Origin of the sequence: Arthrobacter sp. Soil761, assembly GCF_001428325.1 — a bacterium.
In the GTDB taxonomy this organism is placed as follows: Bacteria; Actinomycetota; Actinomycetes; order Actinomycetales; family Micrococcaceae; genus Arthrobacter.
This window is the reverse complement of sequence record NZ_LMSF01000033.1, coordinates 62323-85283: the sequence shown is the minus strand read 5'-3', so window position 1 is coordinate 85283 and position 22961 is coordinate 62323. Positions and strand designations below refer to the sequence as shown.

The window sequence follows — 22961 nt, the reverse complement described above, 5'->3', positions numbered from 1 at the left end:
TCCTGCGGGAATTTCCCACACCTTGCCCAAGGGTAGACAGGCTTCCGTCGGCCGCCGAGCAAGCAAGCTTGCCAGCAACCAAAAAACAACGGGGGGAGAAGGGGAGCTGGCCGGTCACCTAAGCCGCCCCACCCACCCCACTTCTCGGACAAGAAGGAACACCACCATGACCGCAATCACCACCACGACCGTGACCACCGCCGACACCGGAGAGACCATCGACGGCGTGACCGTCCTCGGGGATTACCACATGAACGATGGCTACGACTGGATGGAACTCATCGGCGAACACGGCTGGGCCGTGATTCCCAGCTGGGGGAGCGACGGCTGGGACCTGGGCCAATGGCCCTACGTCATGGTCGCCGGGATCCGCACCGCCGATGCCATCGGCAACCTGTTCGGCATTGCCACGTATTGCGAGGGCGACGTGACCTGCACGTATTTCCGGACCAAATCCAGGTTCTGGGATGCGATCAGCGAACAGGCGTTCTTCCACTGGAAGAACGAACAGGCCCAAGGCCCCGCGGACCTGCCCGAAGCCGCCGCCGAACTGCCCAGCCGGTACCGCATACCGTACGCCGTCCCCGCCGCCTGACAGCCGGAACCCTTGCCGGGCGGGGAAACCCGTCCGGCAAGCGGTCCTGTTTTCTCCGCGACCCGCGATGAACTAGCCCCGGCCCGGGTATGCACTACTCAAATACTCAAATGAGTAAGTGAGTATCTTTTTGAGGATTGCGTGCCTGACGTGCGCGGGCGGTCCGCCGCCGGTGGCCGGCCCGGGTGGGTGGTTACCGGCGGCGGACCGCCGTTCCCGCCCTAGGATCCGGGCAGGTCACCTGGTGCCGGCGGCAAGACCTGGGTGGGGCCGGCCCTTGTGCGGGATTCGGGGCGAGGGGAAGGGCATGCTCGCAGGGCTCGCCCTGGTTTCCGCTGCGCTGCAACCAGTTGATGGGCGTCCGCTGGCGCGGCCGGCTGTTGGGCGCTGCCGGTCCGTCGCAGAGCCTGCGGGAATTTCCCACACCTTGCCCAAGGGTAGACAGGCTTCCGTCGGCCGCCGAGCAAGCAAGCTTGCCAGCAACCAAAAAACAACGGGGGGAGACGGGGAGCTGGACGGTCACCACGAGCCGCCCCACCCACCCCACTTCTCGGACAAGAAGGAACACCACCATGACTGAAAAACTCACCATCACCGGTTCCGCTGACCTGATCGCCACGATCCCGCACCTGCTGGGCAACCGGCCGAAGGAATCCTTTGTGGTGCTTACCGCGCGCGGGAACACCCTGGGCGCAACGTTGCGGATGGACGCCCCGGCCGAGTCCGCGCCGCTGGACTACGCGCAGATGATGACCACCTACGCCGCAAATGATGAGAAGGCCACGGGCAGCTTCGTCATCGTCTACACTGACGAAACCGGCGGAGACGGCCAGTTCCCCTACGCGGAGCACATCGAGGCGCTGAGCATCGAGTTGTCCATGGCGCGGATGCCCGTGCGTCAGGTCCTGCTGGTTACCAGCGCCTACTGGGGAATCTACGGCACCGCCGAGAAGAACCCGCTGGACGCTATCAAGGACAGCCAGGCCAACGCGACGTTGACCTACTTCGGTTCAGCTACGGACATCGATGTGTACAACCCGGCGTTGCTGGGCAGGTGGGCGCCTCCGGTGGAAGCGCCGGAGGGAACCGATGAGGACCTCGAAATGGCCTGCGGGACGTGGGAGGCTGTCCTGGACACAGATGGAGTGCCCGACACCGAGGCCGCCCGCGCACTGGCGGCAGCATTCCAGCACCGGCACCTCCGTGACTATCTGTTCCGGGACACCATCACCACCCACAACGGCAGCTTCGGAGACGTGCTGACCGGCAAATTCACCGGGCGCCCCGACTGGGCACGCGTTGACCGCGCCGAGGCTATCGCCTTCGAGCTGATGAAAGTGGTCCCGGCAGGACAGCGGGCACCCATGCTGACCCTGATGGGCTGGCTGCAATGGCTCAAAGGCCACGGAAGCCAGGCCGACCGCTACCTGAAACTCGCAGCTGAGGACGTATCCGATTTCCGCCTTGCGGTGCTGCTGCGGGAACTGATCAACCGCGGCCACGTTGCGGACGTCGCCCGGAACGAAAACATGTCCTACAACCGCCGCCTGATCTAAGAACCAGCAGAGGCCGGGACGGATCACCCTCGAGGTATCCGGCCCGGCCTTTTTCGGTGGCGGGGCGGCCTCCCCCGCATTCGCTCCTCCGGCCGCCGATCACGCTGACGCGGGCGGAGCGTCGCCCTCAGTAAACACGCAGGATCCCGGGCTACAGTGGGCACAAGCCATTACAACGGGAGGGCGCTCAACTGTGGGAACCGAATACATCCTGACTGAGGACGACCAGCCGGCCGCTGACGCCAGCCTGGCCGAAGACATCATCGAGCTGCAGCTGCTCACCGCCGGCGACAAGACCGGGCCCGTCGACGTTGGCCACGCCCAGGAACACCACAACTTCTAGCACCCAGGCAGCAAGGACGCTGCCCCACAAGGTTTCCTTTGTCCGAGGAAAACAGCGAAAGGCCGGCACTTCAGATGTGGCGGCCTTTCGTCATGTCCGCTCGTTTTCAGATCTCCATCGCCACAACATCACGGCCGCCACACTGTTGAGGAACGCGATGAAAACATCGCCCGAAGCAGGCCGGCCAATGGCCAGGTCCACGGCTACCAGCACCAGCGATCCGACGGCGGCAACGGAGAACACCACAGCCAGGATCAACAGCACCCCGTGAGGGCGGCCAGGACGCGGCGCCGGATCAATCATGCCCCCACCCTATACAGGGGCAGGGAGGCATAAGCGAGAGATCGGTGGCTGGCACGTCTCCGTAGTCACACGTTGAACCACCGGCTGAGGTGATGCATGCTCGCAGGGCTCGCCCTGGTTTCCGCTGCGCTGCAACCAGTTGATGGGCGTCCGCTGCGCGGCCGGCTGTTGGGCGCTGCCGGTCCGTCGCAGAGCTCCTGCCCGTCATCACCTGTTGGTTTACAAGCGTTTTCTGGTTGCTGTCCGATGGATTTTAGGCGTCCGCTCCAGCCTGTCTAGCCCCTCCTTCGTCGGGGCCTGCGGTGCAGGATATTCCCTTCGGCGCTCCTGCGTCGCTGATTTCCTTAGGGAATTTCCCGCCCCTTGCCCAAGGGGTAGACAGGCTTCCGTCGGCCGCCGAGCAAGCAAGCTTGCCAGCAACCAAAAAACAACGGGGGGAGACGGGGAGCTGGCCGGTCACCTAAGCCGCCCCACCCACCCCACTTCTCGGACAAGAAGGAACAACAACCATGAATGATGAAAACCGCATCGCACGCGCCGCGCTGACCCGGATGTTCGCACCGACTGACCCTGTAGCCCGCGCGCTTGTCGCCTGCCATGGCGCACACGCCGCCTACCGGATGGCCCTTGGAGCACGCCCGGTGTTCCCATTCTGGGACGTTACGGCCGAGGAGCTGGCCGAAGGCCTGAGTCGCTGGGCGCCGCATCCCCGCGAGCACGACACTCACGCGGCGGAGGCTGATCTGGCCGCCATCGAACGGCTGGGCGGCGGTTTCCTGGTCCCCGGGGATGAGCACTGGCCGACAGGTCTGGACGACCTTCCCGATGCCCCGTGGGGTCTCTGGTACCGGGGCGACATCGGAAACGGGATCCCCGCCCCGTCCCAGTGCGCGGCGCTGACAGGTTCACGAGACAGCACCAGCTACGGCGCGGCCGTCACCGGAGACATCGCCTACGGGCTGGCCCAGCGCGGCATCTGCGTCATCTCAGGCCTCGCCTACGGCATCGACGCCCACGCCCACCGCGCAGCGCTGGCCGGGGCCCAGGGCAACGGACCGGCCACCATCGCGGCGCTGGCCGGAGGACTTGACCGGGACTACCCGTCCGGAAACGCGGACCTCGCGGCCGCTATCCGCGCCAACGGCCTGACGCTCTCGGAGCTGCCCCCAGGAACCGCACCCACAAGGGCCAGATTCGTGCAGAGAAATCGCATCATTGCAGCTCTCGCCGGAGTGACTTGTGTTGTGGAAGCCCGGTGGCGCTCCGGTGCGCTGAACACGGCCCACCATGCCGAGACCATCGCCCGGCACGTCGCGGCAGTGCCCGGCAGCGTCCACAGCGCCAATTCCGCAGGATGCCACCGGCTCCTGAAAGAAGGGACGGCGGCACTGGTCAGTGACGCCGAGGAAGTGGCCGCGCTGCTCGCCAGCTAAACCCCACGGTGGCCGGGACCCGGTCCCGGCCACCCCAAGCTTTGAAGAGGAGACAGGACCATGACGAACTTTTGGGACGCTGACGGCGATTTCGATTACGAGGCCCACTACGAGGCAGGCCAACGCGAGAAAGCCGCCGCCACGGCCGACAGGATCGGATACCCCGGACTGATCGACGCCATCCACTACTTCGGCCTGCAGGGCAGCACGGAATCGACGTTCACGCCCGAACTGCTCGCATCACTGGATACATGGTGGCTTCGGGTCGAAGAGATCGAATCCGCTCCGGACACCCAGGATGTCAAGGAGCTGCAGCGGCACGCAGAAGCCACCGAGCGCGCCATCCGGGCAATCATCGACACTCCCGCATAGGACCGGGGGGACGCTCGCCCTGTGTGGGGCGGGCGGTCCGCCGCTGGTGGCCGGCCCGGGTGGGTGGTTGCCGGCGGCGGACCGCCGTTCCCGCAGGGACGCGCGCAGATCACCCGGGCTTGGCGGCAAGCCCTGGGGGAGCGGGGGCCCGGGCGGGATCCGGGGCGAGGGGAAGGGCATGCTCGCAGGGCTCGCCCTGGTTTCCGCTGCGCTCCAACCAGTTGATGGGCGTCCGCTGGCGCGGCCGGCTGTTGGGCGCTGCCGGTCCGTCGCAGAGCTCCTGCCCGTCATCACCTTTTTTACAAGCGTTTTCTGGTTGCTGTCCTGCGGATTCTAGGCGTCCGCTCCAGCCTGTCTAGCCCCTCCTTCGTCGGGGCCTGCGGGGCAGGAATTTCCCTGCGGCGCTCCTGCGTCGCTGATTTCCTTAGGGAATTTCCAGCCCCTTGCCCACGGGTAGACAGGCTTCCGTCGGCTGCCGAGCAAGCAAGCTTGCCAGCAACCAAAAAACAACGGGGGGAGAAGGGGAACTGGCCGGTCACCACGAGCCGCCCCAACCCACCCCCACTTCTCGGACAAGAAGGAACACCACCATGAACGCAACACCCACGCTTGAAATGCTCGACCCGGCAACCCTGACCGTGGACATCAACGTCCGTAAGGACGCGGCCCTGACGGCCGAGTTCATCGCCAGCATCAAAGAACACGGCGTGATGGAACCGGTGATCGCGCATCGCAAGGACGACGGCGTTGTGCATGTGCTGATGGGTCAGCGCCGTACCCGTGCCGCCGTCGAAGCCGGACGCGCGGCCATCCCGGTGATGATCATCGAGTCTCCGGAAGAAGCTGAACGGATTGTGACGCAGGTGGTGGAGAACATCCAGCGCGCCGAACTGACCGAAGCGGACGAGGCGGATGCTTACCACCAGCTGTCCCTGATCGGTGTCTCGGCGGCCGCGATCGCGAAGAAGACAGGGAGGACGAAGACCACCGTGGAAAGTGCGCTGAAGGCCAAGTCCTCGGATGCCGGAGCCGCCGCTCTGGGTAAAGGATGGAGCATCGAGGAAGCGTTGATCATGGCCGAGTTTGAAGGGAACCAGTCCGCCACGGAGGAACTTGAGTCGGTCATCATGGATGAACCGGAACAGCTCCTTCACGTCGCCCAGCTGCTGCGTGACCGCCGCGAAAGCGCCGCCGCCCTCGGCGCCCTGATCGAGGAACTGGAAGCCCAAGGCAAGACAATTGTCGAGGACGCCGGGCACTATGCCGACGAGGAGAACCTGTACGTCTCGGCGGCCAACCGCCCCGATGGGGAACCGGCCACCGACGAGGACGCCAACGCCTACGTGATCAGCACCGACTACCGGGGCCAGCACAACGCCAAGCCTGCCATCACAGGTTGGAAGGAACTGGGCTTCAAGTCGAGGTACGAACGTTACGACGGCGGCCGACAAGCGCAGAAAGGCCCGATGACCGAGGAACAGAAGGCCGAACGCAAAACGTTGATTGAGCGAAATAAAGCGATGGTTTCGGCGACGTCGGTAAGGCGCCAATTCGTGAAGAGTTTGCTGGCGCGAAAGCAGGCTCCGAAGGGCTGGCAGTACTTCACCGTGCATGCCATCACGCACCACCCGGGAGACGGCCAGCGGCTATGACGGCAAGGTTGCCGCTGAGATGGTGGGGGCGAAGGTCGAAGAGTCCAACGCGTGGGCGTGGAACCCGCTCCGCGAGCACGTGGCTAAGACGACGGCACGTCCGGAGTTTTCCCTGATCGCGTTGGTGTGTGCCGGGTATGAAAAGACGATCGCCAAGGACTCGTGGCGGTCACCCAGTCAGACGCACCGGGACTACTTGAAGCAACTGGTTCTTTGGGGCTATACCGCGAGTGAGACTGAGCAGATCATCCTCGACAGCGGCAATCAGAACGAGGCCGACGCCGCCTAAACTGGTACCGCCTTGCCGGGCATCATCTGTCGCAACCGCCCGGCAAGGCCACCAGCCATCACCGCACAGGGGTACGGAACCTTCGAGACGTCGGGCGGTCCGCCGCCCAGGGCGAACCACAGCAGCTACTCACCGGCGGCGGACCGCCGATCGACGCGACTATCCCACGCCTGCACTTGGTGCCGCGCTGTCATAAACAGCGGGCTTTCCCACGAAACTGGGTTCAGGGAAACATGCTCAGCTACGCTGAGTCCGCAAGATCTCCTTTGTCCGAGGAGCGAAGACAGGCCGACCCTCCAGCCGGCCTGTCTTTGTTTAACCACACACTCGGGGCACAACCAGGGAGAACGCACATGCCGCGTCCTGGCAAAGACTTAGAACATCACCAGCGAGACAGTTAAGGCTCCGCACCCAACGGGTGCGGAGCCTTATCCATGTGTGCTCACAGCCAGACCCCGCCACGTCCCGGAGGCGGGACGGCGGCGGCGAGGCCTGGTCCAGGGGAGACTTTCCCGTCCCCGACCCGGCACTCAACAGAGGCTGTGCACAGCCACCGCTCGCCTAAGGGTGACGTGGGCAGATGTGGTGACGTGGTGGTTGTGTGCAGGTGGTCCGGTGGGTCCCGTCGTCCAGATGTGTGCGGGAAAAGCAGCGGAGCGGTTGGGCTTTTGCCGTGCACATGTGGGCGAGGGGCAGGTTTACTCGGCCCCGGTAACCCCGTCATCAGTGGACGGGGAACTATCGTCCGAGGTTCGGTTGGTGGCCGGCTTCCGGCGCCGCGCGGCAGCTCCGGATTCGAGCCCGAGCTTCTTCAGTTCCTCGGGACTCCATCCGTCTTTAGTGGCGCGCACGTAGGCGCGCTTGTCTTCACGCTCGGCGTCGGCGAGCTGCTCGCGCAGGTCGGTGATCCGCTGCCTGGTCTTGACCAGGTTCGTGACGGACTCGATACGCGAGTCCAGAAGGGCGCGGGCCTGATTGCGTGTCTGTTCAATATCAATGGTTGGCATGCACCCACCGTAACCACACGGGCAGCCGCTTTTCGGGCAGCGACGCGCAGCGGCGTGCCACTTCCCGACCAGCAAAGCACCAAAAGGCAGGAAAAGAGAAGGAGCCGACTTCGGCGGAGCAAGCTGGGAACTTAGCCGGGCTAAATTCGTGTCGCTCCCGTGAACTGCGTTCCGGTCGCGGCAGACTGGTGTCTGGTCCCGGGTGTTCCGGGTCGCTGCGCTGGCAAGGTAGGGGAGGGGCGGAACAGGTGAGTGAAGGCAATGGCTTCGCCGGTTGGAAGTCCCGCCGCCGGCGCGCGAACGTTGACGGTGGCAGGATGCACCGTCACGAGGTCAAGGTCAGCCCCGAAGAAGAGGCCCAGTTGCTGGCCTTGGCTGAGAAGCACCGCGTCACGATCCCACGGCTCCTGATCGAAGCAGCGTTGAACGAGGACAGCGAAAGCCCGTCGGAGCGGCGTGATCAGTTCATGCAGCTTTCGAACCTTCAGCGCCTGATCGGGTCCGTGGCGAACAACATCAACCAGATCGCCCGGCACGCCAACTCAACGGGTGAAGTACCTTCTGATGCGGCGCCCGCGATTGCGCACGCCAAGAGCGTCATCATCCGCATCGACCGCATGCTCGCTGACATGGCTGGCCGGTGATCATGACGTGATTCCCAACATCACCCAGGGCGACCGCATGGCGGGCCTGATGATCTACCTAGCGGGCCCGGGACGTGCCAACGAACACGAAGAACCGCACCTCGTTGCCGGTGACGCTGCGCTCATGGCATGGCACGACGACAACGAGCTGAACCGCGACGCGGCCCTGGACATCGCCAACGCCCTGGACCGCGCCAAGCAGTTCTACAAAACCGAGGTCGACGGCGGCCACGTCTTCCACTGCTCCCTGAGCCTGGCGGCCGAAGAAGGCCAGCTCACCGATGAGCAGTGGGGCGCCATCGCCAATGACTTCATGAAGGACATGGACTTCACCGAGGACGGCGGAAAGGCCCCCGCCCGATGGGTGGCTGTCCGCCACGGACTGAGCAAGAACGGCAACGACCACATCCACATCGTTGCCAGCATGATCCGCGACGACGGCACCAAATGGAACAGCTGGAAGAGCAAGTACAAGTCCCAACAGGTCGCCCGGGCACTGGAGAAAAAGTACGGACTCACCGAGCTCGAAGCGGTCCGGGCCGAACGCGGATACACCCCCGCGGAACAGGCCAAAGCCATCCGCCACGGACTGCCCGAGGTCGAACGCCACAGCCTCGCCCGCAAGATCCGCACCTGCGCAGCGGCGTCAACGGACGAAGCCGAGTTCGTCCGCCGCGCCCGCCAAGAAGGCCTTCTTGTGCGGCCCCGCTACGCTGCCGGCCGAACCGATGTCGTGACCGGATACTCCGTTGCCGAACGGCCACGGAAGGGGGAGCGGGCCGTCTGGTTCGGCGGTAACTCCCTGGGCCGCGATCTGGCCCTGCCAAAACTCCGCAGTGAATGGGAAAGCACCCCCGAAACTGCAACCGCTGCCGTCGCGGAATGGAACGCCGCAGCCCGCAACCGCCGACCCGTTGCACCGGGCAGGGAGACACTGCAGCCCTCCGCAGAGCTGTGGAGCAAGTACGCCAACGACGTCAGCGCTCTCCGCGAGAAACTGGCCACCACCCCGCACAACGACCACGCCGCCTGGGCGCAGGCCGCCCGCGAAACCGCAGCGGCATTTGGTGCATGGTCAAAGCGCATCGAACCCACCCCCGGGCCGTTGGCCGACGCCGCACGCGAGTTGTCCAAATCAGCCCAGCTCCGCCGCTACCCGAAGCGGCCCGCGTTCGCGCTGCCGTCGGCACGCGGCGCGACAATGATCCTGCTGGCTGCCACCTCCAAGAGCGAACGGGCAGCCTACGCCCTGATGTTCCGGCAGCTCGCCCAGACAGCCAGGGCCATCCACGACATGCACAAGGCCACCGACGACCTCCGCCGCGTACGCGGCCTGGCCGCAGCCGTGACCGCTGCCAGCAAAGCGGTCGAAACCAGCGCCACAGCACAGACCATCAAGGCACAGCCCATCACCATGGAAGCACTGCGGGAACAGCACCCGGGAGCCAGCGAAGAAGCCCTCCGGGCGCGCCTCATCGCCGAACGGTCACGCGGCGGCTCACCTGTCCCGACGACACTCACCAGGACAGAAAAAACATTGCAGCAGGCGGGGCCTGCCGGACCGCAGGAACCACACAGGGACCACCATCCGAATCCAGGCATCGAGCGATAGGGGAAGAGCATGAGTGAAACAGACGGAATGGACGAAGCAGTAGACGGTGCAATGCGTACCGGGCTGATGGTCGCCGCACGCATCGGCGAGCAACTGGCACGAATGCGGGAAGAAGAACAGCGCAACATCGCCGCCGCCGAAGAACACCGCGCACGCCAACTGCAGGAACGCTTCGACGCCCAACGCGCAGCCGCCCGCGCCCAGCTCGCACCAACCGCCAGGGACGACTGGTGGGACAAAGCCACCCCCGAAATGATCCAACAAGCTCACCAGACAGCCACAGCATGGAAGGCATACGACCCCGAGGCCTCTCAGGCGTCAGAACACATTAGGGACCAGGTACAGGCCCGGTACGGCATCGACGTCAACAACACAGGAGCGGACGAAGCGTCCGTTTTCGCGGCCCTAAGCCGGGCACAGCAAGCACAAACCGAAGCCGAAAACGGCCGGACCAAAGCCTCCGACGCCCGCACCGACGAGGTCGTGGCCGTGGCTGCGGTAGCTGGCGCCAACAGGCAGGACAAGGCAGCTCAAAAGGCCCAGGACGGACCGGGTTACGACTCCCCGGAGCGGCGCCAGCAGCTGGCGGAAAGCCTCGAAGGCAAAGGCGACCGCGAAGCGGTCAACTCCCGACTCCTGGCCGACAAGCACCAGGGCACTCCGGCCACCGCCGCAGTCGCCCTAAAGCCGTCGCTGTCCAAAACATCAAAGATGACGAAACAGAGCGGCAAGGAAACGATCCTGGAACGTGGGGGGCTCGAGCGCTAGAGGTTGTGGGTCCGCGCGGTCACTGCCGTCGAGTCAACACTGCCGGCAACGCCCACAACAATGCACACGCCAAAGCCCCCTAGGTCCACAAGCCCGCAGATCGTCTGGAATCGGTGGAAGGCGCTAATCCGCCGTGAGGCCGCTCGCCCTGGCCCTGTGCGTGAACCGATTCGCGGCGACTGTATGATCCAACTACGAGGAATCAGAGAGGTGTGACGGCAACGTGGAGTCACCAGAATTCGATGTGGATGATGCCATCGTTCTTCTTTTGGGAAGCGAGCCTGGTCAGCAGGAACGACGGGGTGAAATTCGCGGTATAACCCGACTGGAAAAGTTGGTGTTCCTCATGGACAAAGAAACGTCCGCTGAGGAGTACTTTACGGAGGACCCGGAGTTTGAGGCCTACAATTTCGGTCCTTTTTCATCAAAGGTATACAAGGCCGTGGACACGCTGGTGGAAGCGGGCCTGGTCGAGGACTCAGCCCAGCTGAGCCGAACAGACGATGACATGTGGGAGTCCGAAAAACTCATAGGAGGCGACGACGAGTCCAACGCGTTCCGGACCCGCAACTTCCGGCTTACCCCCTTGGGTCAGGAGTACTTCGATGCACTTCAACAGGAGTTGCCCGCCAAGCTACTGCAACAGACGCAGAAGCTTAGGAAGCAGTTCTCCGGGTGGCCGTTGAGAGACCTTGTCCGGTATGTCTACCAAAAGTATGAGAGCTATACCTCTAAGTCGTTGATCCGAGACGACATTCTGGGTCCGCGCCGGATATGAATCAGGCCACAATTCTTGTCTACGCAATACCCTTTGCTATTGCCAGCTACATCGCCCTCTGGCCTGCTGGATCGCTGGCTTCAAGCCTTGGCGAGAAGCTGAAAACTAAAGAACGCAATGCACGGTCAAACCTAGTTAACGGAGCCATACGACATTTAAAGGGTCTTAGGGTACGACTGGACGAACTGTTCCGCGACTACGACGACGGCAACGACCTATTCCTGGTTGCGGTTGAACCAAAGGAAGTCCTCGAGCCCGCCCGCGAATATGTCCGACTCATGGTCTTACAGACCAAGATGGCCCGCCAGCTCCGCGTAGCTCAAAGACTGGCTAGGGTATCGTTTTGGATCCTCGTGGGATTCTCCGTCGCCATTACAGCGACCCTACTAACCTCCGCTGCAGAAACCCTTATCGGAATAGATCCGGCGCGGTGGGCCCTAGGCATTTCTGCGCTCATATTTGTGTGCGGAGGCGGTGTTTACATCGCGCTACTGCTGGTAGTGCGGCGGCTGGATTTTGCTCATGTGCAAGCATCGGAGCTTACAGGTGCAGACGACGACACTGTAAACCTGAACAGCCTGACAGGGGTTGAGGACTAATGGTTGTTTTGCCTTGGGACGAGGCTCCGATCCTCCGTAACAGGGAGGAAGAAAAGCTGTTGACTCCTCTCTTACATATGATGCGAAATCGCGGCTGGATCAACGAAAACAGCTTGATGCTCTCGGAGATGCCACTAAATGGAAGAAGAGCGGACCTAGCCACCCTGACGAAGAGCGGCATCGCGTCTGCTTACGAGATGAAGATTGGGTCGTTTCAGCGCGTGCTGGAACAGGCGATGTATAACCGGCTCAGCTTCGACAGGAGCTGGATTGTGGTGAATCATCGCCCTACTGCAAAAAATCTGGCTCAGGCACGCGAAAATGGCATTGGCGTTATCGTGCTGGATGACAAGATGTTCGTATTGTTATGGGCCGCTCGTCAGCAGGTAAGCCCAATCATCCGAGCAAAGATTCGTGCCATATTTCATAGGGGGACTAGAGGCTAGTGTTTTCCAACTTTTCGCACTATCTCGCTTTCGGTTCTACCGATCAGCAGACCCTTAATGCCTTGGCAGGTGAGTACAACGGGCTGGTTGTACCTGGAACCGTGGCAGCTTTTCGTGGCGAGGGAACCAAAGGCTTCGTGCTCGCACTTTCCGCCTCCTTATCAGTTCCGTACGCGGTCGACCCACGCTTTCCACTGTTCCAGAATGACCTGCGAGAACCGAAGAAGTCGCACCTCGCACTAGCGCGCGTCCTTGGAATCGAGGACTTGGTACAGCGAAATGGCGGCCTGCCGGTCGCCCTGCTCGATGACGAGCTAGCCGCCGCGATTGCTACACGATGGGTGCAATTTAACACTGGCTTCCAGAACTTAGCTCCGAAGGCATTTGATAAATACGCCAGACGACTCAAGAAGCCACTTCCTCAGATACAAGCAAACGGGCCAGCTCAAATAATGGCTCCCTATTTGATGTACGACGGGGCGCCAGAGACCAGGTTCTGGTCTGATTCCTTATGGGAAGCAACAAAATCCGCTGCGGTAGCAGCTGGAACCTCTCAGCCGGTCGTTCGGGTCTTGGCGGTAAAGGAACCCAAGCTCCTCTCCGACTTATTTGAAGACCAACATGACCCAGATGTCGTCATCTGGGTGAATAACTTGGAGGAGCCAAAGTCGACCCCGTACCGACTGGCTGAATACGCGGTGGAGGTCTCGCAACTCGCCGCCCAGGGCGCCAGTCCATTTGCACTGTACGGCGGCTACTTTGCAGTCATGCTCCGCGCAGTCGGGCTCAAAGGAATCTCCCATGGTGTGGGCTTCAGCGAACACCGCAACTACATTGAGCTGAAAAGTTCCGGCGGGGCTCCGGCCCGCTATTACGTCCGAAAACTACACCGTTACCTCCCCGTGGATCTTGCCAGTGAGATCTGGCGGCGCAGGCCCGAACTGGTTGACGACCCTGAAACACCTATGGGGTTGATGGATCCCGCAGAGTTGGATTATCAGGCTCTCATGAAGCACTCCGTGCTGGCTCGGGCAGCAGAAATCCGGGAGTCAACCGGTTTTGGCCTCGTGGACCATATCCACGAACTCGAAGTGCTCTACAAGCGATTTTCCGACGGGGTTGCCACCATACGACTCACAACCGGACTAGAAAAACGAGCAAAGGAAAACGCAGGCCATTTATTACAGTGGAAGCAGGCACTGGAAGAAGCACTAGAACGCGTTCGATAGGTGGCTACTGCCCCTGAAAAATCCGCGGGGTCGCTGGTATCCGAATTCAAGCGGCTGGGGTAGTGAGTCGTAGGGTGTTAATCATCCGCCGCCTCGCCACGGGGAAGGTTCCGCATTAGGTTCGCGATGCTCCGGATGGAGGTGGCACTCTCGGACCAATGCTGACCGCCGCGACCGCAAGCATGAAAGTTCGTTACCCCGGCTTCCCTGGCAGCTTGGGCGAGTTCTTCCCAGGCCTTCCCTGGATGTCCATGTCCAGGAGTTCCTCGGCGGACAGCGGCGCCCCAGGCTCGACTGCCGGGAGCGCCACCTCACCGGCCGTGGGACCGAGCACGGGTCCAACCGCGGTCGCCTGCCGGCGGGACTGGAAAAAATCCTTGAGTTTCATGGGCGGGCTCCGAGGACCGGTAGGCCGTACAGGTCTGCCGCGCGGTGGAATTCGGGGTCCGGTCCGACGTTCTCAGAGGTCAGTTGCAGCAGGCCGTTGCGGCTGGGGGAGAGGCCTTCGTCAGCCCGGCGGTCCCAGTAGGCCCAGCATCTGCCGGTCAGTGTTTTTGATGGGTAGCTGATACCAAGTGGTTCTGAGCCGTCGTCCAGCACTGTGCCGCGGATGACGTGGGCGAGGAGGGTTGTCAGGTCACGGTCGTCTCCGGCGAGGGAGCCGGCCGTGAGGAGCTGGAGGCGTTCGGTCAATCCTGCCGTTGTCGGTGTAAGGGCTTCGAGGGCCCGGAGGGTGGCGGCGTCGTCGATTTGGACCCACCATCCCTGACGCGGGAGCCGGATTTCGTAGATGGAACGGTCCATTTGCCAGTCCACGGAGATGGCCCAGGGGACGTCGATCCCGTTTTCCCGGGCCTGCGCCTGGACGCTCGTGATGTAGTCCTCGACCGTCCACCCGATGGATTCCGCGGCCTTGGCCACGGACGCGCGCTGCTGCCGGAAGCCGAGCAACACCTCGGCGTAGGCGCACTGGCGGGAGTCGGCGAGGTAGATCGTCGAGCCTATGCTGTCGTACCGTCCCCGGGAATCGCTGGTTGCGGCCGTTCCGATGGGCATCGGGCCAACGATGGAATTCTTCCTGACCGACAACGCACCGTAGCGGTCCTTCGCCACCCTGAACGAAATCTGGCCGGCGGCCTGGACAAGGGTGAGCCCCGTCGAGGCGCACCGGCGCCCCTTGGCGGTCGTGATCATGCGGCGTAGGTGTCATTCACGAATGCTTCGGCTGCGCCCAAAACCTCACGGGAACGCAGCTGCTGGATGTAAAGGACAGGAAGTTCCTCGTCCAGGCGCGGGTTGGCGCCCATCAGCCAGGCCAACGCAACGTGCTTGCCTTCAGCGAGCTCAAGGGTCTTCCAGACGCGATGACCCAGGCGCAGCCGGGACTCGACTTCCGGGCGGGGTTCGGGGCCGTCAGGTTTGGCCCAGCGGAACGGCGACGTGCGGTCCTTCACGCCAGCCATGGTCTGGACGACCGTCGTGCCCAGATTCTCGTTGAGTTCGCGCACGAGGTCGTGGATATTCATTCGGGTGGTTCCCAGATGAATGTCATGCCGGGTCGTTGCTTCCATGTCTCAATCGTCGCAGGCTTGCAAGGTTAAAGCAACGTGAATGCAACAGTAAACACGCGAAACTGGCGACTCGTCGCATTCGAGGGTGACTGGTCAGGGCCCGTCCGCGCAGGCCTTAGGCCCGTTCTGATTGGGCAGCAAGAGCGGGTAGATGTAATCTGGGAATGAGCGTTACTTGAAGCTTAAAGCAAACGACTTTACATAACCTATGTTATCGGCGTTTAAATAGCGGGAGTAGAAGTAGCTGCGAGAACTCCCGCCTGTCGACGTATTCCGCGTTTCCGCAGGTCAGAAGCGGCTTTTCCTTCGGCTCGGACTGTGTTGAAGCTACCGTAACGTTCCGCGACTGTCATCGACGCGCCCGCCGCCCCAGAATTGCGGCACCGCATCAATTGGATCGCGCCCTTCAATGCTGAATCTGTTTGCTCATGCGGATGAACGCAATGCAGACGAAAGCCGGGGGACGACTTCCACCACCGGGACAGGCTCCGCGGTCCTACCCTTCTCGTCGCGTCCAATTACTTCTGCGATGCGGCTGGCTATTTGCTTTGCTTCTGACGGCAAATTAAACTTGACGCTGCTGATCGGTGGGCGTGCGAGTGCCGCGATGGGTGTATTATCACCGCCTACCACGCCTAGATTCTGAGGAACCGGGATCTGCTGGGACGCCGCTGAACTAATGATGCCCAAAGCAGTCAAATCGTTCCAGGCAGCTACCCCCAGGGGTTTAACTGACTGCGCGAGCCACGCCTGGAGGATGTCGGAAATGCTTTCCAGGTTGCTGGGGACGATCGCGGACACCGCACTTTTGACGCCGCGCATTGTGGAGATCTCATGGAACGCTTCAATTCGTGACGTGATGAAGGCTTGTCCACGGCGCTCCTCCGTCGCCAGGTAGGCGAGGCGGGTATATCCCTGATCCAGCAGGTGGTCGACTTGGGCGGCCACTATCGTGTCCTGTCCGATCGCCGTGTTGTGCGGCATGCCAGGGTGGTCGAGCAGCCGTGAGGATACTTCTGGTACGCCAGCCGATTCCAGCGCTTGGACATCGTCAGCGGTCAGCGGGTCGAAGGTAACGACGCATGCACAGGAGATGCGGGAGAGTAGTTTGTACAGCGATCCTTGCCAGTGTTCACCTTCGTAGCGAAGGCAGACCAGCCCATACTCAGCAACGAGGCGGCCGACTTCCTCCAGCAGGAGCTCGAGTTGACCGGAAACTTCCCAGCCGGGAATGAGAAGGAGGACCACGTCGCCCCGTCCGCTGCGCAAAGCGCGGGCGGCCGGCGAGCCCACGTAGCCGAGCCTGCGCGCGGTGTCTAGCACGCGTTGACGTGTTGCCTCGCTGACCCGGACATCGCGGCGGCCGTTGAGGACGTAACTGACGGTCGCCCTGGACACGCTGGCCTCCCGGGCCACGTCACTCACGGTCAACGGCGTCGAACTCATAATTACCTCCAAAGTGCTTGACACGATTAATCGTAGGGCATAGCGTATTGAAATACGGTGCTTGACACGATTAATCAAGGAGGATTAGATGTTGAACCCCCATGCTCCCCGAACGAAAAGTGCGTTGGGCAGTTGGACTGCCGAGGCTGGGGCAGACAAGGATCCCCTGTCAGGTGGTGGTCTTTACTGGTCTAGCTTCGTACTTCGAGGTGCGGCCTTGAACACGGCCAGAAAACCGATTCCGAGTTTGCGGGTTTCCGATGAGCTGTACAGCTGCCGGAACCGCACTGAGCCCAGCCTGTCCCGTCTCTAAGAAAGCGACACTGACATGCCCGTCATCCCCGCGCTCCGGGCGCTCCTTAACAGCCTGCCTCCGCGCGCGCCCTTCGACCCTGCCGACTTCCCCTCCGTCCGGCAGGCTGACCTTGAGGGCTCCAACGCACTCGCCGCCCAAGTGGCCGCTGGACCGCTTGAAGTCGGCTCGGTACAGACCGCGATGGTGCCAGTCGACGGCGGCGAGATCGGCGTCCGTATTTACCAGCCTGCGACTGCCGGTCCGCACCCGATCCACCTCTACTACCACGGCGGTGGGTGGATCACCGGGACCATCGAGGAGGCTTTCGTGGACATCGCGTGTCGGGAACGGACGGCACTTGCCGGATATGTCACTGTCGCTGTCGAGTACCGCCTGGCACCTGAGTTCAAATACCCAATTCCGCTGGAGGACTCTTACGCTGCGATGCTATGGATCGTTGAGCGCGCTGCTGACTATGACGCCGACCCGGAACGCGTGACTGTCGGAGGTAGTTCAGCAGGTGGGAATCTTGCTGCCGCAGTCGCGCTGAAAGCCCGGGACGAGAACGGACCTCGGATTACCTTCCAGGTCTTGGAGGTTCCCGCACTTGACCTGACGCTGGCCAGCCCCAGCATCGAGCAGTACGGAGGCGGGGAATATCCGCTGTCTCGACCGGAGATCGACATGTGTTTGGCCGCATATTTGCCTTCCACTGAGGCCGCTACCGACCCGTACGCCTCGCCATTGCTGGCTCAGGACTTATCCGGGCTCCCTCCCGCGTACATCATCAGCTCAGAGCTGGATCCTTTGCAGATGGACGGCTCACGCTACGCTCAGCGGCTCCAGGACGCGGGGGTACAGGCAATTTTCTCTCTGGGCAAAGGGCACGTGCACGCGTCTTCCCAATTCACCAAGCTGCTCCCGGAAGCGGCGGCATGGCGGGACCACGTCATTGCCGAGTTGAAGGCCCATGCATCGAACCACAGCGGCGTGATCGGGTAACACCTAGCTGTACTCAGTCCACCCACACAGTGGGCGTCGAACACGTCCCAATCAAATACCGTCCCGCTAGCCATCCTGTCCGGGACGGGTAACCAACTCGGCCCCGGTCATCTTCCCGCAAGGTCACAAGAGGAGCAACAGTGCCCATCGATCCACTCTTGGAAAACATTCTTTCTGCCATCACGCTACCGTCACCGAAAATCACAGATGCAGCCGCTTTCCGGGACATGGAGCGCCAAACCCTTAGTACCCTTGCGGCTCAGCTCGCAGAACCCTACCCCGAGGTTCATAGCCGGGAACTCGTGGAGATCGCAGTTGAAGGCGGCACCATTGAGCTGCTCATTTACAAGCCCTTCTCCCCCGGGCCACATCCTGCCTATCTCTACTTCTTCGGGGGCGGGTTCCGGGGCGGTTCCATCCACTATGACTACATCGACGGCATGTGCAGGGAACGCTGTGTCGGGGCAGACGCAGTCGTTATCTCCGTCGGGTACCGGCTGGCACCCGAACACAAATTTCCCACAGCGGTCAACGATGCCTACGCCGCACTCCAGTGGGTCGCAGAGCACTCAAGTGAGCTCGGCACGCGTCCCGGGCAGCTTATCATCGGTGGCGCATCGGCCGGGGGAAACCTTGCCGCTGGAGTCGCTCTGCGGTCCCGTGACCAGAACGGACCGGCTATCGCTTTGCAAATCCTCGAAGTCCCTGCGCTGGATCTCACTTGGAAAACAAACCTCTCAGCTTACCGCAAAGGATACGTCCTCGAGGAGGCCGAAATCGTGGAAATCGGCAAGGACTATTTAGCCGATCCGGATGACGCACTGAACCCTTACGCCTCTCCGTTGCTGGCCTCGGATCTGTCGGGGTTGCCGCCTGTGGTGATACTTGCATCGGAGTACGACCTGGTCCGTGGCAGCGCGGACGCCTACGCCCGACGCCTCAGCCAGTCTGGCGTACATGTCACCTACCTTGTGGCAGAAGGCCAGATTCACGCCTCAGCACTGATGACAGCAGTCCTCGAAGCGGCACGAACGTGGCGCGACGACGTAATTAGAGCCATCAAAAGTGTCAGCGAACCGGTCGCGCAGAGCAGCACTGGCCATAGAACCTCCCACTAAAAGGAACCGCTGCAATGCCCTACATAAATGCCGCCAACGGCACGACCTTGTTTTATGACTCGTTCGGCCCCGAGAACGCGAAGCCTCTTGTCCTCATAGAGGGACTGACCGCGCAAATGATCAAGTGGCGGGAGGAGTTTTGCGAGTTGCTGGTCGACGCTGGCTTTCGGGTCATCCGGTTCGACAACCGGGACGTCGGCCTATCTCAAAAATTTGACGGCCACAGCTATACTCTGGCGGACATGGCAGAGGACACAGCCGGCCTGATCCAGGCGCTCGGCCTCGGTCCGTCCACTGTCGTCGGCCAGTCCATGGGCGGCATGATCGCCCAGGAGCTTGCAGTCCGGAACCCCGATCTGGTGTCCTCGCTGACCCTGATCTACACCGCAGCGTCCCAGAAGTGGTTCCTTCCCCAGGCGTTGAACCGGGAAATCCTTCAACATCACGCCACTCAGTCCCGAGACGAAGCCATTCGGGAATTTGTCGCAGGCGAATACCTGTGCCGCTCCGAGCGCTACCCACAGGATTTGCCCTGGCTTACCGAACTGGCCGCACGTTCATATGACCGCGACCCCGTCAGGGAAGGGAACGCACGACAGGCCGAGGCCGTCCTATCTGCACCGGACAGAAGCGAAGACATAACCGCTATCCGATCCCCCACCCTCATCCTTACCGGCAACGCTGACAAGCTCATTGATTACAAAGCCTCGATCGAACTCGCCAAACTCATCCCCGGGGCACGCCTTGAGTTGTTCTCCGGAATGGGCCACGAGGTTCCCCAAGCCCTCTGGCCCGAATTCGTCAGAGAAATATCGCTCAATGCCCGTCGATTCCCCACACCTGTCGCCAATCTGGCCACCGGCAACGCCCGCCGGCCTCGCGAGGCGACAGCCCTCTCACCCGCCTCACGCAAGGACCGCGCTGCCGATCAGGGAAAACCAGTTGGCAAGGGCATTGCTCTGCATACATCCCCGCCCCAGTATCACCCGGTAACCAATAACACGATGGAGTAGACATGAACCACAAACCTCTCAGCACTGCTGCCGTTTTCGCAGTCGGGATCTTGACTCTTTCAGGATGTGCTGGCTCCCCCGCCGCCGGTCCGAGTTCGACCGGTGAAACTGGAGAGATTAAAAGCATCTTTTTTGCCAACCCTCTGCCGTCCTACCCCGACTGGGCAACAGCCGACACATGCTTCCGGGATGCGACCGCAAAATACGGCATCGATGGTAAGACCTCCGGACCGACCGGACTCAGCGTGGACAACCAGTTCGTCCTGGACCGCATCACACAATCAATCGCCCAGCAGCCGGACGCCATCATTATGGTGCCTATTGTCCCCGCCCAATACGAGCCCCTAATGAAACAGGCCAAGTCCAAGGGCATCCGTGTCGTCACCCTGAATACCGGGGACTCGACGACAACCCAGGACTTCACGATCGGCACCGAGTACTCCAAGATGGGCGCGGCAGTAGCCCAGGCAATCGGCAAACGTGGAGGACAGCAGAACGTCGGCATCATCACCAACGCCCCTGGCGGCGTCGGAGACGTGATCATCAACGCCCTTAAGGAAAACCTGCCTGAAAACGTGAAGGCCGTAACGACGGCCTACGATAACGGTGACCCGAACAAAACCGCCGACACGGTCACAGCCATGCTCAAAGCGAACCCCGAAATCAACCTCGTGTACTCCTGGCAAGGTACAGCTGTCGGCGGCATCACCGCCTCCATCAAGGAACAGGGGCTTGTCGGTAAAACCGTCGGCGTAGTGAACGACCTCACCCCTCAGGTCCAGGACGGCATCAACGACGGCACCCTTTATGGCACCAGCAAGCAAGACTTCTGCGCCATGACAACCAAGACTGTCGAAAATCTGGTCAAACTCAGCAAGGGAGAGGAAGTCCCCGCCAACACCGATACCGGGACAACTTTCGTCACGAAGGAAAACCTGGCAGAGGCACTGGCAAGCGGGACGGCCACGAAATGACACAAACGCCCGCTCTTGAACTCCGAGGAATCACTAAACGCTTCGGACATGTCACAGCTCTGAACAGCGTAAACCTCACCGCATACGCCGGACAGGTCCTCGCCGTCGTAGGAGACAACGGCGCAGGGAAGTCAAGCCTGATCAAAACCATCAGCGGGGTTTACCGTCCCGACGAAGGAACAATCAGCGTTGACGGAAAGGAAAGGGCATTCCACGCGCCCTCTGATGCCAAAGACGCAGGGATCGCCACCGTATTCCAGGACCTTGCTCTGGTGGAGGTCCTCGATGTCGCCACCAACCTCTTCCTGGGTCAGGTACCCCGCCGGGGGCCCTTCGTGGACCGACGCAAGATGGAACGCGAATCCCGCGCATTCCTTGACGAGCTGAACGTAACCGTCGCGAACGTCCGCACACCCATCGGGATGCTCTCGGGCGGGCAACGGCAAATAGTCGCCATCGCCCGCGCCATGCGGACCGGCGGCCGGGTTGTTCTGCTCGACGAACCGACCGCCGCACTGGGTGTCCGGGAAACAGCACAAGCCGCCGACATGATCCGCCGGCTCCGCGACCGCGGAAACGCCGTGATCTGTGTCAGCCATGACATGTCTCTCGTCCTCGACCTCGCCGACCAGATCCAGGTCATGCGACTGGGACGGGTCGCAACGGTACGAGAACGTGCCCAAACCACCATGGACGAGGTCATCGGATTCATCACCGGTGCCATCACCGAAGAATCAGCGAAAGGAGTTGCCAGGTGAGCGCAGCAACGATTTCAACAAAGACCGTAAAACACCCAGAACGAAGCATCGACTGGGGCCGCTACACCCAACAAGTCGGCATCATTGCCGTACTTGTCGTGCTTGGGGCCGTTTTCCAGTTCACAAACCCCGACTTTCTGAGCAGCAGCAACCTCATCGAACTCCTCAGGTCTGCCACCCTCTACTTCATGGTCGCCTGCCCCATGACTCTCATTCTCGTAGCAGGAGCACTTGATTTCTCAGCAGGAGCTGTCTACGCAATTGGCGCCGTCATCAGCGGAACCATGATGGTCGCCGGCGTACCATGGGCAATAGCTCTCCTCGCCGGGGTCGGTGTTGGCATCGGTATCGGCCTAGTTACAGGAGCCTTAAGCGTCTATCTTAAGCTGCCGTCCCTGATTGCGTCACTGGCTGTCTTCTTCATCGTGAGCGGCGTATCAGTTGTAATGACAAACGGGCAGGACGTCTACGGCTTTCCAGAAGCGTTCACCAACATCGGCGGCGGCAACCTCTTCGGAGTCCCCAACCTGATCTACATCGCCATCATCGTCGGCTTCATTTTCCACGTACTGCTGGAAAAAACACCCTTCGGCTACAACGTGAGGGCTATGGGCGGAAACAGGACGGCAGCGGCTGCAAACGGCATCCACATTCAAAAACTCGATCTCATCCTTTTCGCCACACTTGGCGGAGTAACAGCTCTGGCCGGACTGCTCGCTGCCTCCCGGCTATTCACCGCATCACCCTCGGCCGGTGGAACGGCCCTGACATTCCAAGTCGTTACGGCCGTGATCATCGGAGGAACCAGCCTCTTCGGCGGTATCGGAACCATCACCGGCAGTGCCCTCGGCGCACTGCTCTTCGCAGCCATCAACAATGGTTTGGCACTCGCAAATGTGAACCCTCTATACCAGAACATTTTCATCGGTATCATCCTTGCCGCCGCAGTCACGATTGACCAGTACCGCCGCGCACGCCGTTTCAAAGCCGGACGTTCCTGACAGCAGCCTGAGATCCGTTCTCCGCCGCCGCAAAAGACAACTTGAGCCGGCGGGAAGGTCCTTACCTGCCCGCCGGCTCACAACACGACAAGAACAACGCCGATGACCACCACCGAGACACAACCGCCCAACCTCAGCCCGATCCAGAAACGCAACT

At 61.7% G+C, this 22961-nt stretch carries 24 protein-coding genes and 1 pseudogene; 19 read left to right on the top strand and 6 right to left on the bottom strand.

What is annotated here, in order from left to right; genetic code table 11:
- Window positions 1–166 precede the first annotated feature (166 nt).
- From ASG79_RS22595 to ASG79_RS23940, 3 genes are all read left to right on the top strand, one after another.
- Window positions 167–595 carry a hypothetical protein gene (locus ASG79_RS22595; RefSeq protein WP_056394398.1) on the top strand — a complete coding sequence of 143 codons (429 nt, stop codon included), beginning with the start codon at window positions 167–169 and terminating at the stop codon, window positions 593–595.
- 572 nt (window positions 596–1167) lie between these two features.
- Window positions 1168–2151, top strand: a complete 984-nt coding sequence (locus ASG79_RS22590) for a DUF4192 family protein (protein ID WP_056394394.1) — start codon at window positions 1168–1170, stop codon at window positions 2149–2151.
- 193 nt (window positions 2152–2344) lie between these two features.
- Window positions 2345–2494 carry a hypothetical protein gene (locus ASG79_RS23940; RefSeq protein ID WP_200953226.1) on the top strand — a complete coding sequence of 50 codons (150 nt, stop codon included), beginning with the start codon at window positions 2345–2347 and terminating at the stop codon, window positions 2492–2494.
- Between the two features lie 90 nt (window positions 2495–2584).
- Here the strand turns inward: ASG79_RS23940 and ASG79_RS22585 are convergent, their stop codons facing one another.
- Complete coding sequence (locus ASG79_RS22585) at window positions 2585–2797, bottom strand: hypothetical protein (RefSeq protein WP_056394393.1); 213 nt, start codon at window positions 2795–2797, stop codon at window positions 2585–2587.
- A gap of 509 nt (window positions 2798–3306) precedes the next feature.
- On the opposite strand from ASG79_RS22585, the gene dprA reads away from it, so the two are divergent.
- From dprA to ASG79_RS22570, 3 genes and pseudogenes are all read left to right on the top strand, one after another.
- Window positions 3307–4230: a DNA-processing protein DprA gene (gene dprA, locus ASG79_RS22580; protein ID WP_056394392.1), complete on the top strand. Its 924-nt coding sequence runs from the start codon at window positions 3307–3309 to the stop codon at window positions 4228–4230.
- A gap of 60 nt (window positions 4231–4290) precedes the next feature.
- The gene (locus ASG79_RS22575; RefSeq protein ID WP_056394391.1) at window positions 4291–4602 is read left to right on the top strand and encodes a hypothetical protein; all 312 of its coding nucleotides are present in this window, start codon (window positions 4291–4293) and stop codon (window positions 4600–4602) included.
- A 590-nt stretch (window positions 4603–5192) separates the two neighbouring features.
- Window positions 5193–6543: pseudogene (locus ASG79_RS22570) on the top strand (ParB/RepB/Spo0J family partition protein).
- Window positions 6544–7241: 698 nt separating this feature from the next.
- On the opposite strand, the gene ASG79_RS22565 reads toward ASG79_RS22570, so the two are convergent.
- Window positions 7242–7550, bottom strand: coding sequence for a hypothetical protein (locus tag ASG79_RS22565; RefSeq protein WP_056394390.1), 309 nt, complete (start codon window positions 7548–7550; stop codon window positions 7242–7244).
- Window positions 7551–7798: 248 nt separating this feature from the next.
- Between ASG79_RS22565 and mobC the strand changes: the two genes are divergently transcribed.
- From mobC to ASG79_RS23675, 7 genes are all read left to right on the top strand, one after another.
- Entirely contained in the window at window positions 7799–8194 is a 396-nt protein-coding gene (gene mobC, locus ASG79_RS22560; RefSeq protein WP_056394388.1) for a plasmid mobilization relaxosome protein MobC, read from the top strand.
- 7 nt (window positions 8195–8201) lie between these two features.
- Entirely contained in the window at window positions 8202–9806 is a 1605-nt protein-coding gene (locus ASG79_RS22555; protein ID WP_056394385.1) for a relaxase/mobilization nuclease domain-containing protein, read from the top strand.
- A gap of 9 nt (window positions 9807–9815) precedes the next feature.
- Window positions 9816–10574, top strand: coding sequence for a hypothetical protein (locus ASG79_RS22550; protein ID WP_082581907.1), 759 nt, complete (start codon window positions 9816–9818; stop codon window positions 10572–10574).
- A 223-nt stretch (window positions 10575–10797) separates the two neighbouring features.
- The gene (locus ASG79_RS22545) at window positions 10798–11352 is read left to right on the top strand and encodes a hypothetical protein (RefSeq protein ID WP_012311544.1); all 555 of its coding nucleotides are present in this window, start codon (window positions 10798–10800) and stop codon (window positions 11350–11352) included.
- Window positions 11349–11951 carry a hypothetical protein gene (locus tag ASG79_RS23680; RefSeq protein ID WP_012311543.1) on the top strand — a complete coding sequence of 201 codons (603 nt, stop codon included), beginning with the start codon at window positions 11349–11351 and terminating at the stop codon, window positions 11949–11951. The genes ASG79_RS22545 and ASG79_RS23680 overlap by 4 nt, the downstream gene beginning before the upstream one ends.
- Window positions 11951–12397 carry a hypothetical protein gene (locus ASG79_RS22535; protein WP_012311542.1) on the top strand — a complete coding sequence of 149 codons (447 nt, stop codon included), beginning with the start codon at window positions 11951–11953 and terminating at the stop codon, window positions 12395–12397. The genes ASG79_RS23680 and ASG79_RS22535 overlap by 1 nt, the downstream gene beginning before the upstream one ends.
- Window positions 12397–13626, top strand: coding sequence for a hypothetical protein (locus ASG79_RS23675; protein WP_012311541.1), 1230 nt, complete (start codon window positions 12397–12399; stop codon window positions 13624–13626). The genes ASG79_RS22535 and ASG79_RS23675 overlap by 1 nt, the downstream gene beginning before the upstream one ends.
- A gap of 193 nt (window positions 13627–13819) precedes the next feature.
- Here the strand turns inward: ASG79_RS23675 and ASG79_RS22525 are convergent, their stop codons facing one another.
- From ASG79_RS22525 to ASG79_RS22510, 4 genes are all read right to left on the bottom strand, one after another.
- The gene (locus ASG79_RS22525) at window positions 13820–14014 is read right to left on the bottom strand and encodes a hypothetical protein (protein WP_056394373.1); all 195 of its coding nucleotides are present in this window, start codon (window positions 14012–14014) and stop codon (window positions 13820–13822) included.
- Window positions 14011–14820, bottom strand: a complete 810-nt coding sequence (locus ASG79_RS22520) for a hypothetical protein (RefSeq protein ID WP_056394369.1) — start codon at window positions 14818–14820, stop codon at window positions 14011–14013. Before ASG79_RS22520 ends, ASG79_RS22525 begins: the two co-directional genes overlap by 4 nt.
- A complete protein-coding gene (locus ASG79_RS22515) occupies window positions 14817–15197 on the bottom strand; it encodes a hypothetical protein (RefSeq protein ID WP_012311538.1) in 381 nt (126 codons plus the stop codon). Before ASG79_RS22515 ends, ASG79_RS22520 begins: the two co-directional genes overlap by 4 nt.
- A gap of 426 nt (window positions 15198–15623) precedes the next feature.
- Window positions 15624–16643, bottom strand: a complete 1020-nt coding sequence (locus tag ASG79_RS22510) for a LacI family DNA-binding transcriptional regulator (RefSeq protein ID WP_056394368.1) — start codon at window positions 16641–16643, stop codon at window positions 15624–15626.
- A gap of 328 nt (window positions 16644–16971) precedes the next feature.
- On the opposite strand from ASG79_RS22510, the gene ASG79_RS22505 reads away from it, so the two are divergent.
- The 6 genes from ASG79_RS22505 (at window position 16972) to ASG79_RS22480 (ending at window position 22804) form a co-directional block, all read left to right on the top strand.
- Window positions 16972–17940, top strand: coding sequence for an alpha/beta hydrolase (locus ASG79_RS22505; protein WP_056394367.1), 969 nt, complete (start codon window positions 16972–16974; stop codon window positions 17938–17940).
- A 140-nt stretch (window positions 17941–18080) separates the two neighbouring features.
- Window positions 18081–19058 (top strand): alpha/beta hydrolase, encoded by a 978-nt coding sequence (locus ASG79_RS22500; protein WP_056394363.1) that lies wholly within the window; start codon window positions 18081–18083, stop codon window positions 19056–19058.
- A gap of 14 nt (window positions 19059–19072) precedes the next feature.
- Window positions 19073–20071, top strand: a complete 999-nt coding sequence (locus tag ASG79_RS22495; protein ID WP_056394356.1) for an alpha/beta fold hydrolase — start codon at window positions 19073–19075, stop codon at window positions 20069–20071.
- Between the two features lie 2 nt (window positions 20072–20073).
- A complete protein-coding gene (locus ASG79_RS22490) occupies window positions 20074–21045 on the top strand; it encodes a sugar ABC transporter substrate-binding protein (RefSeq protein ID WP_056394352.1) in 972 nt (323 codons plus the stop codon).
- Window positions 21042–21803, top strand: coding sequence for an ATP-binding cassette domain-containing protein (locus ASG79_RS22485; protein ID WP_056394349.1), 762 nt, complete (start codon window positions 21042–21044; stop codon window positions 21801–21803). Before ASG79_RS22490 ends, ASG79_RS22485 begins: the two co-directional genes overlap by 4 nt.
- Window positions 21800–22804, top strand: coding sequence for an ABC transporter permease (locus ASG79_RS22480; protein WP_056394345.1), 1005 nt, complete (start codon window positions 21800–21802; stop codon window positions 22802–22804). Before ASG79_RS22485 ends, ASG79_RS22480 begins: the two co-directional genes overlap by 4 nt.
- Window positions 22805–22961: the final 157 nt, after the last annotated feature.